Here is a 15,200-nt window from a genome sequence, read left to right as displayed (position 1 = left end):
GCTCAGTTAATGAAAAAGGCGCGCTATTTTAGCTCAAACAAAAGAAATTTTCAGTCATGATTGACCACGGATTGAAAGCGATTATAATGTGCGACCTTGATTACCGGTTTGCAGCAGGTCTGCTTTACTGAAACTGCTGCAGGTAGTCAAAAGTGTAGAGTACAAAAAGTAGATCCCAGAAGTTGGCGGTGTGGTGAAATTGGTAGACACGACGGATTCAAAATCCGTTGCCTTAACGGGCGTGGCGGTTCGAGTCCGCCCACCGCTACCAACCTGGGCTCTCTAAATTCAGTTTTTTCTGGAAAGACCCTCTTCAGCCCTCGTTGTTATTTTTACAATTGCTTATACAGTTGCTTATGACGAGTGACTCAATTTCCATGGGCTATTCTGGTATTCAAGCTCCCTGCGTCGGGTGAGCTAACACGTAAATCCCGTCCTGTGGAGCCCCTGACATGCTGACCCTGCTGTTCTCGACCTGGATCAAATTCTTTTTCCTGTTTGCACCCTTTTTCGTTGTATCCATGTTCCTTGCCCTGACCCGCGGCCAGACCCGTAAAGAGTGTCGACGTGTCGCTAATCGCGCCGTCTTTGCCTCGCTTTTCACCAGCCTGGTTCTGATGTTTTTCGGTGGCGCGCTCTTTTCCGTGCTTGGAATCACCCTCGACTCTTTCCGTATCGGTGCCGGCATACTGCTGTTCCTGTCTGCCGTGAGTCTGGTACGAGATGGTATCCGTACCCACGCGACCGGCATGCCGAAAGAGGAGCGTGATGATGTCTCTGTCGTACCGCTTGCCATACCCACCATCATCGGTCCGGCAACCATCGGCGCGATACTGGTCTATGGTGCCGAGCTGACCGGATGGGACCTGCTCACCGGCATTCTCGGCATGACGCTGGCGCTGGCCTGCCTCTTGGTACTGCTGCATCTGAGCACTTTTTTTGAGGAGCTGCTTGGCCGCACGGGACTGAACATTCTGAGCAAAATCACCGGCCTTATTCTGGCAGCAATGGCTGCTCAACTGGTTATGAGTGGCATCAAAGGCTTTTTAACAGGCATCTGAATCAGCTTTTTTCTTGTTCTAATGCGAAAACGTGTCCCGCCAGACCTACACCTGCTTCTGACATTGTCTCATAGGTATGGTTGGCTCCCGCTTCGGTGATGGCAGCTGCATGATCTGTATGCATGCTATGGGAGACTATGACGCCTTGAAACCCATACTTGCGCAGCTTACGCGCAGCAATCACCTTGGCTTCGACATCATTCGCCGCCAGAATCACATAGCGAAGACCTGGTGCTTCCATGTTTTTCCACAACAATTGATCCTCCGCATCTGCGAAAACAACATTGCGCCCATCAGTTACGTGTTTCGACACTTTAACCGGGTCTGAATCCAGACCAATCATGGGGATATCACGGGGTTTGAGAAAATCATAGGCTGCCGTTCCCGTCCGTCCCATCCCGACAATCAGGATCTGAGCATCGCCCAGCGATACAGGCTGTTCGTCTGGATGAAAGCACTCACGCTCCATTGGCAATAACCGACGCGACATCTTTTCATACAAGGGGTGTGCAAGCCGATTCAGCGGGGCAGACACTACAAACGAAAGCGCGACTGTCAGCGCAAGCGGTATCAGCCATTGCGGCAAGACAACGCTGGCGACAATCAGACCAAACTCACTGTAGTTAGTCAGGCTCAAACTCGACAGAAAGGCACTGCGCGCCCTGAGCTTGAAGATAATCAACAGAAAGAAAAACAGCATTCCCTTGAGAGGAAGCAGAACAATCATGGCAAGCGCAAACATCCATGCCTGAGCATCAGGTAACCCTCCAATGCCTATCTGAAGGAAAAAACCAACAAGAAATATCTCCTTGATACTCCACAGAGACTGAGACAACTCACCCGCACGTTTATGGTTTGCCAGAAGCGCACCAAACGCCAACGCACCCAGCTCAGAGCTCAAACCCACAAACTCAAAACCTTGCCCTCCAACCACCAGCGCCAGTAGTAAACCAAGTAATACCAATAGCTCATCATGTCCACTGGCATCAAGCAGCCGATAAAGCACAGGACGCAACAGAGGAATACCGAATATAACGAATGCCCAGGCAGAGGGGGACTGCCCACTGGCAATACTCATCACCAACAGCGCAATCAGATCCTGCACAATCAGAATACCGATCGCTACGCGGCCATGAAAGGCCCTCAACTCACGTTTACCTTCCAGGACCTTGGCTGCCAGAACCGTACTGGAAAAGGACAGAGCAATCGCCAACATCAACGATGAATACCAGTCCACATCCAGAAGCAGCCATATACCTGGCATGAACAAGAGGCAGGAGATAAGAAAGTGCAGTAAACCGCCACCGATCACTTCCGGTCGGACCAGATTGCGCAGCTTGAGCTTGAGACCAACCGTGAAAAGCAGTAGCAATACACCAAGATGCGCCAGGTGAGCCAACATATCACTGCTTTCTGCTGGCAACCCAATCCTGCTTCCGATAGCCCCGATGGCAAAACCGGCCAGTAGATAGCCGACAAGAGGCGGAAGCCCCACCATTTTGACTACCAGGCCGGTCATAAATGCGAATACGATCCAGACAGCTTCAACCATTGATCAATCAACCTTGATTAACTCAATTGAACTGACAATCTAACACAGGCCATATTGCCAGTAACTATAAGCTCTACGCTCAAAGTGAAAAAAAGAGATTTTACAGTCTGTCGTTTTCTACGTATAAGAAACGGGTTCTCAAGCGCAATGCCACAACTCCCAGCAGCATGACCAAGAGCATTCCGAGTAACAGGAGAGGCATCGCTGCCGCGCTAAACTTATCAATCAGAGGCCCCGTGAGACTGGGAGCCACCATCGCACCAACTCCGCAGGAAAGGAAAATCAACCCGGTCAACTTGCCATTAAGTTTCAACAACAGGCTTCCCAGGGTGAACAGTGTTGGAAAAATCGCCGACATCGACAACCCAAACAACAGCGTAATCCAGAACAGCGATAAAGCACCCTTGATAAGGCTGATGATCATCATCACTGCCAGTAGAAAGCATCCCAGCAGTATCGTCATGTAACGCCCAGTCCTCAGTAGCGGAATAGCCAGTAATCGACCGATAGACAGACTGAACCAGAACACTGACACCAGATAAGCCGAATCCGAACTACTCAACCCCTCCAGAACTGCATAGGTGCTGATCCAACCGGCGTAGGTCATCTCGATCCCGACATAAATACTGAACATCAACAGCAGAATCAGAAACAGCGGCAGATCAACAGGCTTATCTTCTGATTCGGCAACCTGCGTCTCAGGAGGTGATGGGCTGGGCTGAGGAAAGAGCATCAGACCTACCATCAACAGCAACAGCGCCACCGCCCAGAAACTCCAGATGACCGCACCTGATAAATTCAGAGACCATACCACCAGCAGCGGCACCGTCATCGCACCCAGACCAAAGCAGAAATGCAAGGCACTGATATAGGGACCAGAGCGCTCCCGGTAGCAGCGCATCAGCATGAGGTTGCCACCGACATTGATCGAAACCTCGGCGTAACCCAACACAAAGATCACCAGCATCATCAACAACAGAGGACTAAGCGGCACCAACAACATGCTGACGAGCGTCAGCAGAATCATCACCAGGATGATACGATGGCCATCAAAACGATCCAGCAGGCGTCCGGTGATAACCGCCCCACACATGACCCCCAGCGCACGCGCTGTAAACAACAGCGCAATCTGGCTCATTGTTGAACCCGTCTGTTCAGCCAGATGCGTCAGGCTTGGCCCAAGAATACCGCTGACCATGCCTATCGCGATAAACATCAGAAAATAGGACAATGTGGGCTGTGACAGCGCGCCTGACCGCACTGCAGCAGGCAGTGAATTTGCCATGGATTGCTCTATGTAGAAAGGAGTGACTGTATGATTCTGAACTTTTCTGCTGACACAGTCGAGCGGCAGTGTGTATCCAAGTGTATCAGCAGATATATCGGATCATAGAGCTACATTTTTTCCCACTGATCAATCTCGTTGACCCAACCCACCCCCTGTAGATAGATCAAATTTGATGTGATGAGCTTGGATCCTCTCTCAACTATGACTACGTTTTTATTATTTTCTCTGTCAATCAGATAATAACCCCTGTCATCTAGAGTGCCACCAAACTGCACATTTGTTACCTGGCCATTAATTGTAACCGTCATCTGCTGATTGTAGCTATTACCGCTTAAGATGAACGTACCACTTGCAGATACATTTGCCTGCTCAGTATCCAGCAAATTATCGGATGAGTCTTGCAAACTAACACGCACCAGTCGATAAGTACCATCCAACCCCTGGTTACTGACGATGTTTTTGATGGCGAAATTCTGTTTAGCCGTACTCCATTCAAGAATGGTTGACTGCCCATTAACCGGGAAATCATCCACTATGATTGACCTGCTGACACCATGACGGAAGTCGGCACCGCCTGACTGGGCCGATGAAAATGTTCTTGTCGCAAACAGATCACCATCGGCATAAGCCTTGAGCACATGAGCCCCTTCGCTCAACAGATTGTAGTTAAACAAAAGTGAGAAGCCTGTATTTTGATGCCCGCATATCTGCTGCGTATCACCTCGGGGAGTACCTGATCCAGCCCTGCCGATAAACTGATCATCAATATAGATTTCAATGATTTCTGATGTGCAATGCCAACCTGAAATAACACCTATTCCAGCTTCTGTAGTGCTTGGTGCAGGATTCTCAACAGTTCCTGTAGCGAAAACAGTAGACGTGAACATCATCATTAACGCCATCCAGAGCAGTCTCATATGCAGTTCCTTTTATATCCATATTGAATAAAGAAATTCTGCCCTAATCGCTCTGATTTAGTCAACCAAACAGATCGGTACTTGAATAGGCTTAAGCCAGTATAAACACCACACAGGCTGCCGTCATGACACCCATGGTGCCATTGAACCAGCGCCAGTGCAGCGGTGTTTTAAGGAGCTTGCCCAAGGCAACACCAAACAGTGCCCAGAGTGAGATGCAAGGCCAGGCGACAAGCTCACTGAAGGCGGCCAGAAAGAGCGCATTCAGTACGGGGTTTCCTCCCTCCGGCAGAAAGCCGGCCATCAGCGCCAGTCCCATGACCCAGGCCTTGGGATTGGCAAACTGAAAAGCAGCCGCCTGCCAGAGCAGCAAAGGCTTACTGTCACTATCGATATCAAGATTTGGCGGTGCTGCTCGGGCAATTTTCCATGCCAGCCAGAGCAAATAGACGCTCCCGACTATTTTGAGCACCGTCTGCACCATGGGATATCGCTCAAATAGAAGCCCCAGCCCCAGTGCAATCAGACTGAACAACACAAAGCAGCCCAGTAATATTCCCGTGATATGCGGTAGCGTTCGCCGATAGCCGTAATTCGCACCGGAAGCGGTCAACATCACGTTATTAGGTCCTGGCGTCAGTGTCATGGCCATCATGTATATCGCAGCAGGCGCCAATAGCAACAACCCCTCCATGTTCATCTGCCATCCCAGAGTCAAACCGCCTTCGATCGCCATAATCATCACCGTCCACAATTGTATGGATCCATTCGAATTAATTGCACACTATTGAAAGGTACAATATGAGCATATACTCTTAGATTAAAGGTTCAATTGGATTATTGTTACCATGACATTTTCGACTCAGGCATTTTCAACTCAGACAAAAGCTCGTCAACGCTGTAGTTGGTTGCCAGATCTGACTATTTACCCAGGCCCACGTTACCGCGCTCTGGCCGATGCTATCAGCGATGCGGTGCGCAGCGGCGCACTCCCGGCGGGCACTCGTCTGCCTCCCCAGAGATTGCTGGCCGATGCACTGGGCGTGACGACCGGCACTATCACCCGTGCCTATGCCGAAGCGGAAAGACGCGGCATTCTGACAGCCCTGGTTGGCAGCGGCACCTATGTCCGGGACCACAACACCAACAAGACGCCAATTTTCAACCATCCGGTACAGCTGGAGCAGGGCGAAATTGATCTATCAATGAGCCTGACCATTCCAGACCCTACCCGCATAGAGCGATTCGGGCGGGCGCTGCAGCAGGTCAGTGGAGATGCTTCCGCATTGGCCGCAGCGCTATCCTATCAACCCGAACAGGGTATGTTTGAGCGCCGCAACACGCTTGCCCAATGGCTGACCCGATATGGCGTGACCGCTACAGCCGAAGATCTACTCCTGACACAGGGTGGCCAGCATGGCATCTTCACCACACTACAGTCCCTGCTGCGACCTGGCGAGCTGGTCTTGTCGGACAATCTCACCTATCCGGGACTGATCGCCGCCTGTAAACAACTGGGTCTGCGTCATCAGGGTATCGCCATGGATGGTGAAGGGATGGATGTTGCCGCTTTGGAAAGAGTCTGCCAGCAGCAACACCCGAGACTCATCTATCTGATGCCAGATCTGAACAACCCGACCAGTATCCGCATGTCGATCAAACGACGCCATCAACTGGCAGAGCTGGCAGCGCGCTATGATTTTCTGATTCTGGAGGATGCCACTCAGGCATTGCCTGCCAGCGAAAGACTGATGCCCTTGTGCGAGATAGCACCAGAGAGAGCCTGTCATCTGTTCAGCTTTTCCAAACTTCTGGCCGGTGGTATCTGCGTTGGCGTCATCAAGGCACCAGAGCATCTGATGCGACTGATGAAAAATGCGCTGCGCGCCCAGTGTTGGATGTGCCCACCACTACCGGCAACCATTTTGTGTCAGTGGATCGACAGCGGTGAAGCGGATGAACAGGCACAGTGGCAGTGGCATGAGGTCAGTGAGCGTCAGCGACTGGTCGCTCATTATCTTGAAGGCTATGTCTATCGACACAACCTGTATGGCTTCATGGTCTGGCTGAATCTCCCGGATCCCTGGCGAGCCAGCGATTTTGTCCAGGCAGCCATGCGTGAGGGTGTCAGGATACTGAGTGCTGAACCCTTTTGCGCCGGCAACCATCCAGCGCCGCAGGCGGTACGCTTCTGCGTCAGCCCACCTGGTGACAGGCAGCAGCTGGAGATCGCCCTGCAACGCTTACAGAGACTGCTGCAGACACCACCGCAGTGCATGAATATGCTGGTCTGAATACAGCGGGGAGGAAAGTCGCCACGGGCAACGGTTACTCCCCCAGCGATTTTGCCTGAGTAATCTTGGTATAGCCGATCTGGCTGCACAGATACTCAACCAGGGTATCGGCAGCCAGTTGCACCGTCATTTCAGGTGAATAGTCCGTCACCTGGGTGATTGGCATACCGGCATAGCCGCAGGGATTTATGCGCTGAAAAGGCTCCAGATCCATAGCAACATTCAGGGCCAGGCCATGGAAGGAGCAGCCTCTTCGCACGCGCAACCCCAATGAAGCAATCTTGGCGTTCTCTACATACACACCGGGAGCATCAGGTCGGGCCATTGCCGTGACCCCCTGAGATGACAGCAGCTCGATCACCGCATTTTCCATCAGTGTTACCACATCACGCACACCCAGTTTACGCCGTCGCAGATTCAGCAGCAGATAGACCACCAACTGGCCGGGACCATGATAGGTAACCTGGCCGCCTCGATCCACCTGTATCACCGGGATATCGCCAGGGTTCAATACATGTTCGGCCTTACCCGCCTGACCTTGTGTATAAACAGGCTGATGTTCGAGATACCAGATTTCATCCGGAGTATCATCCCCACGCTGATTCGTGAAAGCCTGCATCCGGTGCCAGATCGGCTCGTAGGGTTGCGGCCCAAGGTGACGCACAATCACCGTATCAGCGGCACCAGCCACATCTGACTGGCTCATAACACCATATGCACGCGGCCGGAGGCTTTAAGATCTTCAAACAGTTTTTGCAACTGCTCCTCACCGGTCGCTGTAATTTTCAGTCGAATAGACTGAAAACGGCCATTACGACTGTCATTCACCGTTACCTGTGTAATATCAAGATCCGGTGCATGAATCTGCACGGTTTCTATCACATAGCTGCGAAAAGTCTCATGCGCATCACCCACAACCTTGATCGGATATTCAGGACAGGGAAAAGATATCTTGGGTGCTTCTTTCATTTCGCTCATACACGCCCTTCTCCGGCCATCAGCTCACGCTGTTGCCGGGTAAAATAATCAAACATTTTTCGCCAGATTGGCCCTTTATTACCCTGACCAATCATCTGGCTGTCCACCTCAATAACCGGCACGACACCACGCGTGGAACTGGTGATCCACACTTCGTCCGCCTGTATCAGTTCAGTGTAGCCGAAATCAGTTTCCTGCAGTGAAAGTTGATGCTCCAACGCCAGCTCGATGACCAGCTCGCGGGTTGTACCACCCAGAATGCCATAGCTCATGGAAGGGGTAAAAATAACCCCGTCACGCACGATAAACAGATTACTGGAGGCACCTTCCATCAGGCGTCCATCCCGCATCAGTAGTGCTTCATCTGCTCCAACCTGACGCGCCTGCTGCTGCGCCAGAATATTTGGCAGCAGGCCTGTTGCCTTGATATCACAACGACGCCAGCGCTGATCCTCGGTGACGATGACACGGTACTCGACCTGCTGCTCAGGTCCCGCCGCATAGATATCCTTTATCGGACTGCAGCAGGCAAAAACCGTCGGCTGCAAATCTGCTTCATAGGCAACGCTGCGCCGACCCGCGCTACCACGCGTTACCTGCAGATAGGCAGACAGATTACCGCCACCATTACGACTGATCAGCTCTGACAGTATCGCCTCCCAGGGATGGTTCACATCCAGCGCAATCATCCGCAAGCTGTTTTCCAGTCTTGCCAGATGCTGTTCCAGCCGAAATCCCTGCCCCCGATAAAAGGGGATCACTTCATATACGCTGTCGGAAAATAGAAAGCCGCGATCAAAAACCGAGACTCTGGCCTCGTCAGCTGGCAAATACTGCCCGTTCAGATAAACAATATCAGCATTCATCGCCACTTAACCACCCAGCTCAGATCACTCACGCCATCAGGAGAAAAACCCCAGAAAAAACAACATGATCGCATGCCAGATACGTTTCAACAGGCTGCCCTGTTCAACGCTTTCGAGCGCAATCAAAGGCATGCTGCGAACCTGTTCTCCATCCATTGAGACAACAATCTGACCCAACTCCTGTCCCTGCATCACCGGTGCCTTGATGTGACTGGGCATGTCCAGCGTAACATCCACATTATCTTCCTGCCCACGCGGCAGAGTCACAGCCAGTCGCTCCGCCAGACCGAGCCTGACAATATCACTGCTTCCACCCCAGATACGCGGCTCGTTCAATACCTGACCCGCATCATAGAGCGCCTGGGTTCTGTAAAAACGGAACGCATAGTTCAGCAGACTCTGGCTCTGCTGCGCACGGGCCTCTTCGTTCTCAGCGCCCATCACAACCGTTACCAGACGCATACCATCACGAACGGCAGAGGTCACCAGGCAGTAGCCAGCATCATTGGTAAAACCTGTCTTGATCCCATCAACACTTTCATCACGCCACAACAGACGATTACGATTGGGTTGGCGTATCTCGTTATAGGTGAACTCTTTTTCGGAATTGAGCTTGTAATAGTCAGGCGATTCAGTAATCAGCGCCCGCCCCAGAATCGCAAGATCCATAGCAGAAGAGTAATGCTGCTCGCCCGGCAAACCTGTGGCATTTTCAAAATTTGTATTGGTCATCCCCAGGCGCGCAGCATGCTGATTCATCATGTCTGCAAAAGCACGTTCACTGCCAGCTACATATTCTGCCAACGCAACCGATGCATCATTACCTGACTGAATAATCACCCCTTTGAGCAGATCAATCACGCTGACCTGAGTACCCTCCTGCACAAACATGCGTGAGCCGCCTGTACGCCAGGCCTTTTCACTGATCGAGACCATGTCCTGCTCGGAAATATTGCCATTCTGCAGTTCCCGCTCAACGATATAACTGGTCATCATTTTGGTCAGACTGGCTGGTGCGAAGCGCTCATTTTCGTTATGAGCAGCTATCACCACACCGGTTTCAGGATCCATCACCAGCCAGGCACGCGCGCCAATCTGTGGAGGAGCAGGAATCATAATCGAAGCCAGTGCAGGCATACTTGCCAGTAACAACGCCAACGTCAGGAGAGTTGCCGAAAGAAAGTTAGATCGTTGAATAGCCATGTTTACTCTTTAGTCTGAACAGTTTTGTTATCATCGAATTGACCTGATCACTCCGTCAGGGTTCCATCTACCGGCAATTTTTGTCATAGGTCCACCAGTTGCGGCGCCCCCAATCCAGCGGCCTTGAGCATTGCAATCAGTGAATCCAGCGTCGTCTGTTGCGCAAGAGGTCCTACCTGAACGCGATAAAGTGTCCGAGTTGACTGAGCGGCAGGTCGAATCACGACCGGTAGATCCTTAACCAGACTTTGGACGCGCTGCTGCACCTGTAGTGCAGTTTCCTCTGTAGAATAGGCGCCAACCTGCAGGAAGCTGTTATCTTTGCTGACAACAGTTGGCATCCCTGCGGGTGCACCTGTCGATGTAAACTGAATTTCAGGTTGTGATTCGAGCGTGATAGCCTCTACCTCGACTCGCCCTGTACCTGTACGCACTATATCCAGACGATAAGCCGCGGCATATGACAGATCGATGATTCTTCCTTCATGAAAAGGTCCACGATCATTGATGCGTACTATCACCTCGCGCCCGTTATCAAGATTGGTGACCTTGGCATAGGTAGGCAGCGGCAACGACTTATGTGCCGCCGTCATCTCATACATATCATATACTTCGCCATTGGAAGTCAGATGACCATGGAATTTTTCACCATACCAGGAAGCCGAGCCCTGCTCACGATATCCCTGCGATGTTGGCATGACATGATAAGTTCTCCCGAACACCTGATACGGGCTGAAATTACCGGAGCGACTGTAGGCTTCAAAACGCGGCTGCGCATCCGGCACCCGGCTCACATCCGGTGGATTCTTGGGCATCTTATCGTGCAGCATTGAGTAACGCCCAGCGTTGGTAGCTGCAGGAGGCGTCTTAACCTCTCCCACCTTGGGCTTTTCAGGCGGGGAGGAACAGCCAGCAAGTACCACAATAGCCAGCAGGAATATAAACAGTAAGCGCATCATTTTTCCACGTTCACTCGATCTTTAGTTGCTCACGAGCCTGGCGTATCTCCTGACTCAACTCGTACACAGCCATAGCGTACATCCGGCTGTGATTATAACGCGATATGACATAAAAATTCTGCAATCCAAACCAGTATTGCTCGCCATCATCAGTTGTAAAACTCAACAGAGCCGCCGTTTGATCCAAGGATACATCACTACTGGTATGGATACCTCTGTCACGCCACTCCCGCAAGGTCAATGAAGGTAACAGACTGGCATTGATCCACTCCGGATCTGCCGGCTCATTCATCACTACATTGCTGCGTACTTCACCTCCCGGTATCCAGCCATGCTCTTTGAAGTAGTTGGCTACACTGCCGATGGCATCAACCTCATTACTCCATATATTGCGTTTGCCATCGCCATCAAAATCAATGGCATAGCTACGATAGCTGGAAGGGATGAACTGCCCATAACCCATCGCACCGGCATAGGAACCGATCAGCTCACCTGCTGGAATCGACTCTTCGCGAATCAGCCTGAGGTAGTCCTCTAACTGTCCACGAAAGAACTCAGCACGACGCGGGTAATCGAACCCCAGTGTCGCCAGTGCATCCAGTACGCGATGACGGCCCATGATCCTGCCGTATCTCGTTTCCACGCCAATGATCGAGACAATGATTTCAGCCGGCACACCGAAGGTGTCTTCAGCACGTTGCAAGGTTTCTTCATGCTCAGACCAGAACTCCAACCCCTGACTGATACGAACAGGCTCAACAAACAGGGCGCGATACTCTGTCCAGTTGAAGCGTCGTTCGGCAGGGCGATCCATCAGGTCCAGAATACTCTGCTGGCGCTGTGCGTTGTCCAGAACATTTCGCAGATACTGCTCATCAAAACCTTCCCCAACCAGTCTGGCGATCATTTCTGCCGCATCCGGATGATCAGCATAACTGCCTTGAAACAGCTCTTCAGCAACGGCTGTCTGCACTTGCCAACCGAGCAGGAGAGTCACTGCTGCCGGCAACCAGGGTCTGAATACCTTTTTAAACATTACAACTCCTTAGCGCCTGAACTTTCTGGATTGAGCCTGAAGCGACATCAGGATGCCAAAGCCGGCCATCAATGTCACGATGGATGTCCCGCCGTAACTGACCATCGGCAGCGGCACCCCTACCACCGGTAAAAGACCGGTAACCATACCTATATTAACCATGACGTATACGAAGAACGTCAGCGTGATGCTGCCTGCAAGCAGGCGTGCAAAGCTATCTTCACCATTGATCGCAATCATGATTCCACGCGCAATAATCAGGATATACAGCAGTAGCAGTAACAATACCCCATACATGCCCAGCTCTTCGCCGATCACGGCAATGATGAAGTCTGTGTGCGATTCCGGCAGAAAGTTCAACTGCGACTGGGTTCCCTGCAACCAGCCCTTACCGGAAATTCCACCGGAGCCGATAGCGGTTTTGGACTGAATAATGTTCCAGCCAGAACCCAGCGGGTCACTCTCGGGATTAAGAAATGTAAGTACTCGCTGTCGCTGATACTCTTTCATTCCCATCCACAAGACGGGTAATGCAGCCGCACCTGCCACACCTGCAAGCAGAATATAGCGCCAGAGTACCCCTGACAGAAGAATGATAAATATACCGGATGCGGAGATCAGCAGACTGGTGCCAAGATCTGGCTGCCGCATGATCAGCCCTGTCGGTATCGCAATCAGAATAAAGCTCGCCAGCAGATGCTTGAAGCTGGGCGGGAGTGCACTGCGTGCAAGATAGGCTGCAACCATCAGTGGCAGAAAAAGCTTCATCAGCTCGGATGGCTGAAATCGAAAGCCGGGCAACGCCAACCAGCGCTGCGCACCTTTTGCTCCAACCCCATATAGCATCACGGCCACTAACAAAAGTACGCCGACAACATAGAGCCAGGGTGCCAGCTTTTTATATGCTCGCGGCCTGATCTGAGCAAGCCCGACCATGACCACAAAGCCAACAAACATACGTATTGCCTGCCGTGTGACGTACTCTGTATCCTGCCCCGATGCGCTATAGAGGATGAATAACCCATAGCTGCACAGCAGAAAAAGCAGGAGTAACATCCAGATGTCCAAGCGCGTGTAACTCCACCAACTGGCCGGGCGCTGGAAGTGAACATCCGCCCCCGGCATGGTGCGCTGAAAATCTCGGTTACTCACTACTTGGCCCACTCCAATTGACTCGTATAATCATCCAGCAGCCAGGCATCCATCAACTCACGCGCCACCGGCGCTGCTGTGCTGGAGCCGCCTCCGGTATTTTCAACAATAACAGCCACAGCTATTTGCGGATCATCAACAGGTGCAAAAGCGATAAACAGCGCATGATCGCGATGCCGCTCATTTATCGCATCCGCATCATATTCAGCATCCTGCGCAATCCCGATGACCTGCGCCGTTCCTGTTTTTCCCGCCATCTCATACTGCATACCGCGCCCGACCGCACGCGCCGTTCCTATCGGCCCATGCACGACATCCACCATACTCTGCACAACCGGCTCCCACAGCTCCGACATCTTGACATTCAGGTCAGGCACTTTTGAATCATCCACACCCAGCTCCGGACGGGTCAACGTGATCCCTTCATCGCTCTCCCTTAACACTCCCTGCAACAAAGCAGGCTGCATCCATGTACCTCGATTGGCTAACACAGCCGCCGCAGTCGCCAACTGCAGGGGGGTAGCCACCAGATATCCCTGGCCAATACTCAGGTTCACCGAGTCACCGGGGTACCAGGGCTCGCCAAGTGTCGCCCTTTTCCACTCCCGTGACGGCAGCACCCCTCGAATCGCTTCGGGCGTATCCAGAGCCGTCACCTGACCAAAACCGAACATCTCCAGATATTCGGACATATGATCAATACCCATACGGTAGCCGACATCATAAAACCAGGTATCACTCGACTGCGCCATGGCGCTGTTAAGATCAGTCCAGCCATGCCCTGAACGGCGCCAGTTGCGATAACGCCGCCCACCCGGTGTAATCTCGAAATAACCTGGGTCAAACACCCTATAGTCCAGAGGTACTGTATTACTATCAATCGCAGCCATTGCGATAACAGGCTTGATGGTTGAACCCGGTGGATAACCACCACGTACTGCGCGATTGAACAGAGGTAGATCTCGAGAGTCACGCAATTCGTCGTAGTCTACAGATGAAATCCCGGTCACAAAGAGATTGGGATCATAAGCAGGTGTACTGACCAGCGCCAGAATCCCGCCCGTATCAGGCTCAATAGCGACAATCGCCCCCCTTTTACCTTCGAGCAATGACTCAGCAAACTGTTGCAATCTGAGATCCAGGCTCAGAACAAGATCTTCACCGGGTACAGGGTCTTCCCGCTCAAGGATACGTAACACGCGCCCCCGGGCATTGGTCTCAACCTTCTGCCAACCCACCTTGCCATGCAGCACCGACTCGTAGAATTTCTCTATCCCCAGTTTGCCAATATAGTTGCTACCGGCATAGGTCACAGGGTCGAGAGTTTCCAGGTCACGCTCATTGATACGTCCGACATACCCCAGCGCATGCACCAGTGAGCTGCCATAGGGATAGTAGCGAATAAGATCAGCCTCCACCTGAACACCGGGGAAGCGATGATAGTTGACCGCGAGGCGTGCGATCTCATCCTCTGTCAGTCGAAAGCGCAGAGGGACTGTCTCATAAGGGCGCCGCCGTTGCTGCATTCGTTGTTTGAACCGATCCACGTCACGGTCACTGATCTCAATCAGATCAGCCAACCCCTGCAGTGTTTCCTCCATATTGCGAATCTCTTCGCGTAGCAGGGTGACACTGAAGGTTGGTTGATTATCCGCCAGCAATACGCCGTTCCGATCATAGATCAGACCTCGCCTGGGAGGTACTGGCTGCAACTGCACACGATTGCGCTCGGAGATGGCCGTGTAGCGCTCAAATTCCACCACCTGAAGGTAGTAAACACGTGCGATCAGAATGAGGAAGAGGACACAGACAATAAACAGAGCCAGTAATGCTCTGCGCCCGAAGGTCGCATTCTCTTCGCTGTAGTCCTTTAACCGTTCAAAGGGGGCCATAG

Annotated in this window: 14 protein-coding genes and 1 tRNA gene; 3 read left to right on the top strand and 12 right to left on the bottom strand. The window is 52.0% G+C overall.

Going from position 1 to position 15,200, the window contains the following annotated elements:
* The first annotated feature begins 184 nt into the window (after positions 1–184).
* Both ACK3CJ_RS02560 and ACK3CJ_RS02555 read left to right on the top strand, forming a co-directional pair.
* A tRNA-Leu gene (locus ACK3CJ_RS02560) sits at positions 185–271 on the top strand.
* A 184-nt stretch (positions 272–455) separates the two neighbouring features.
* Positions 456–1,061, top strand: a complete 606-nt coding sequence (locus ACK3CJ_RS02555) for a MarC family protein (protein ID WP_409526539.1) — start codon at positions 456–458, stop codon at positions 1,059–1,061.
* A 1-nt stretch (position 1,062) separates the two neighbouring features.
* On the opposite strand, the gene ACK3CJ_RS02550 is transcribed toward ACK3CJ_RS02555, so the two are convergent.
* From ACK3CJ_RS02550 to ACK3CJ_RS02535, 4 genes are all read right to left on the bottom strand, one after another.
* Positions 1,063–2,613, bottom strand: coding sequence for a cation:proton antiporter (locus tag ACK3CJ_RS02550; RefSeq protein WP_409524838.1), 1,551 nt, complete (start codon positions 2,611–2,613; stop codon positions 1,063–1,065).
* Positions 2,614–2,713: 100 nt separating this feature from the next.
* On the bottom strand, positions 2,714–3,898 hold the full coding sequence (locus ACK3CJ_RS02545; protein ID WP_409524837.1) for an MFS transporter: 1,185 nt from the start codon (positions 3,896–3,898) through the stop codon (positions 2,714–2,716).
* Positions 3,899–4,008: 110 nt separating this feature from the next.
* The gene (locus tag ACK3CJ_RS02540) at positions 4,009–4,818 is read right to left on the bottom strand and encodes a hypothetical protein (protein WP_409524836.1); all 810 of its coding nucleotides are present in this window, start codon (positions 4,816–4,818) and stop codon (positions 4,009–4,011) included.
* A 91-nt stretch (positions 4,819–4,909) separates the two neighbouring features.
* Positions 4,910–5,518 (bottom strand): LysE family translocator, encoded by a 609-nt coding sequence (locus ACK3CJ_RS02535; RefSeq protein ID WP_409526538.1) that lies wholly within the window; start codon positions 5,516–5,518, stop codon positions 4,910–4,912.
* Between the two features lie 148 nt (positions 5,519–5,666).
* Between ACK3CJ_RS02535 and ACK3CJ_RS02530 the strand changes: the two genes are divergently transcribed.
* Positions 5,667–7,112 carry a PLP-dependent aminotransferase family protein gene (locus tag ACK3CJ_RS02530; protein ID WP_409524835.1) on the top strand — a complete coding sequence of 482 codons (1,446 nt, stop codon included), beginning with the start codon at positions 5,667–5,669 and terminating at the stop codon, positions 7,110–7,112.
* Positions 7,113–7,146: 34 nt separating this feature from the next.
* Here ACK3CJ_RS02530 and lipB read toward each other — a convergent pair whose 3' ends face one another.
* The 8 genes from lipB to mrdA all read right to left on the bottom strand — a co-directional run bounded on the left by lipB (position 7,147) and on the right by mrdA (position 15,198).
* The gene (lipB, locus tag ACK3CJ_RS02525; protein ID WP_409524834.1) at positions 7,147–7,818 is read right to left on the bottom strand and encodes a lipoyl(octanoyl) transferase LipB; all 672 of its coding nucleotides are present in this window, start codon (positions 7,816–7,818) and stop codon (positions 7,147–7,149) included.
* Positions 7,815–8,090 (bottom strand): HP0495 family protein, encoded by a 276-nt coding sequence (locus tag ACK3CJ_RS02520; RefSeq protein ID WP_409524833.1) that lies wholly within the window; start codon positions 8,088–8,090, stop codon positions 7,815–7,817. Before ACK3CJ_RS02520 ends, lipB begins: the two co-directional genes overlap by 4 nt.
* Complete coding sequence (locus ACK3CJ_RS02515; RefSeq protein WP_409524832.1) at positions 8,087–8,956, bottom strand: aminotransferase class IV; 870 nt, start codon at positions 8,954–8,956, stop codon at positions 8,087–8,089. The genes ACK3CJ_RS02520 and ACK3CJ_RS02515 overlap by 4 nt, the downstream gene beginning before the upstream one ends.
* A gap of 36 nt (positions 8,957–8,992) precedes the next feature.
* Positions 8,993–10,159 carry a D-alanyl-D-alanine carboxypeptidase family protein gene (locus tag ACK3CJ_RS02510; protein ID WP_409524831.1) on the bottom strand — a complete coding sequence of 389 codons (1,167 nt, stop codon included), beginning with the start codon at positions 10,157–10,159 and terminating at the stop codon, positions 8,993–8,995.
* A gap of 83 nt (positions 10,160–10,242) precedes the next feature.
* Positions 10,243–11,115 carry a septal ring lytic transglycosylase RlpA family protein gene (locus ACK3CJ_RS02505; RefSeq protein WP_409524830.1) on the bottom strand — a complete coding sequence of 291 codons (873 nt, stop codon included), beginning with the start codon at positions 11,113–11,115 and terminating at the stop codon, positions 10,243–10,245.
* Positions 11,116–11,128: 13 nt separating this feature from the next.
* Positions 11,129–12,154 (bottom strand): lytic murein transglycosylase B, encoded by a 1,026-nt coding sequence (gene mltB, locus ACK3CJ_RS02500; protein WP_409524829.1) that lies wholly within the window; start codon positions 12,152–12,154, stop codon positions 11,129–11,131.
* Positions 12,155–12,163: 9 nt separating this feature from the next.
* Positions 12,164–13,306: a rod shape-determining protein RodA gene (gene rodA / locus ACK3CJ_RS02495; RefSeq protein ID WP_409524828.1), complete on the bottom strand. Its 1,143-nt coding sequence runs from the start codon at positions 13,304–13,306 to the stop codon at positions 12,164–12,166.
* Complete coding sequence (gene mrdA / locus ACK3CJ_RS02490; RefSeq protein ID WP_409524827.1) at positions 13,306–15,198, bottom strand: penicillin-binding protein 2; 1,893 nt, start codon at positions 15,196–15,198, stop codon at positions 13,306–13,308. Before mrdA ends, rodA begins: the two co-directional genes overlap by 1 nt.
* Positions 15,199–15,200 lie beyond the last annotated feature (2 nt).

The sequence above is a fragment of the Nitrincola salilacus genome, assembly GCF_046271865.1.
Classification (GTDB): domain Bacteria; phylum Pseudomonadota; class Gammaproteobacteria; order Pseudomonadales; family Balneatricaceae; genus Nitrincola; species Nitrincola salilacus.
The sequence above is the reverse complement of the archived record's forward strand: the minus strand, read 5'-3'. Positions and strand labels throughout refer to the sequence as shown.

Bases quoted from the DNA above. Each gene is read 5' to 3' on its own strand.
- ACK3CJ_RS02550 (WP_409524838.1), bottom strand. From the start codon at position 2,613: ATGGTTGAAGCTGTCTGGATCGTATTCGCATTTATGACCGGCCTGGTA.
- ACK3CJ_RS02545 (WP_409524837.1), bottom strand. From the start codon at position 3,898: ATGGCAAATTCACTGCCTGCTGCAGTGCGGTCAGGCGCGCTGTCACAG.
- ACK3CJ_RS02540 (WP_409524836.1), bottom strand. From the start codon at position 4,818: ATGAGACTGCTCTGGATGGCGTTAATGATGATGTTCACGTCTACTGTT.
- ACK3CJ_RS02535 (WP_409526538.1), bottom strand. From the start codon at position 5,518: ATGAACATGGAGGGGTTGTTGCTATTGGCGCCTGCTGCGATATACATG.
- ACK3CJ_RS02530 (WP_409524835.1), top strand. From the start codon at position 5,667: ATGACATTTTCGACTCAGGCATTTTCAACTCAGACAAAAGCTCGTCAA.
- lipB (WP_409524834.1), bottom strand. From the start codon at position 7,818: ATGAGCCAGTCAGATGTGGCTGGTGCCGCTGATACGGTGATTGTGCGT.
- ACK3CJ_RS02520 (WP_409524833.1), bottom strand. From the start codon at position 8,090: ATGAGCGAAATGAAAGAAGCACCCAAGATATCTTTTCCCTGTCCTGAA.
- ACK3CJ_RS02515 (WP_409524832.1), bottom strand. From the start codon at position 8,956: ATGAATGCTGATATTGTTTATCTGAACGGGCAGTATTTGCCAGCTGAC.
- ACK3CJ_RS02510 (WP_409524831.1), bottom strand. From the start codon at position 10,159: ATGGCTATTCAACGATCTAACTTTCTTTCGGCAACTCTCCTGACGTTG.
- ACK3CJ_RS02505 (WP_409524830.1), bottom strand. From the start codon at position 11,115: ATGCGCTTACTGTTTATATTCCTGCTGGCTATTGTGGTACTTGCTGGC.
- mltB (WP_409524829.1), bottom strand. From the start codon at position 12,154: ATGTTTAAAAAGGTATTCAGACCCTGGTTGCCGGCAGCAGTGACTCTC.
- mrdA (WP_409524827.1), bottom strand. From the start codon at position 15,198: ATGGCCCCCTTTGAACGGTTAAAGGACTACAGCGAAGAGAATGCGACC.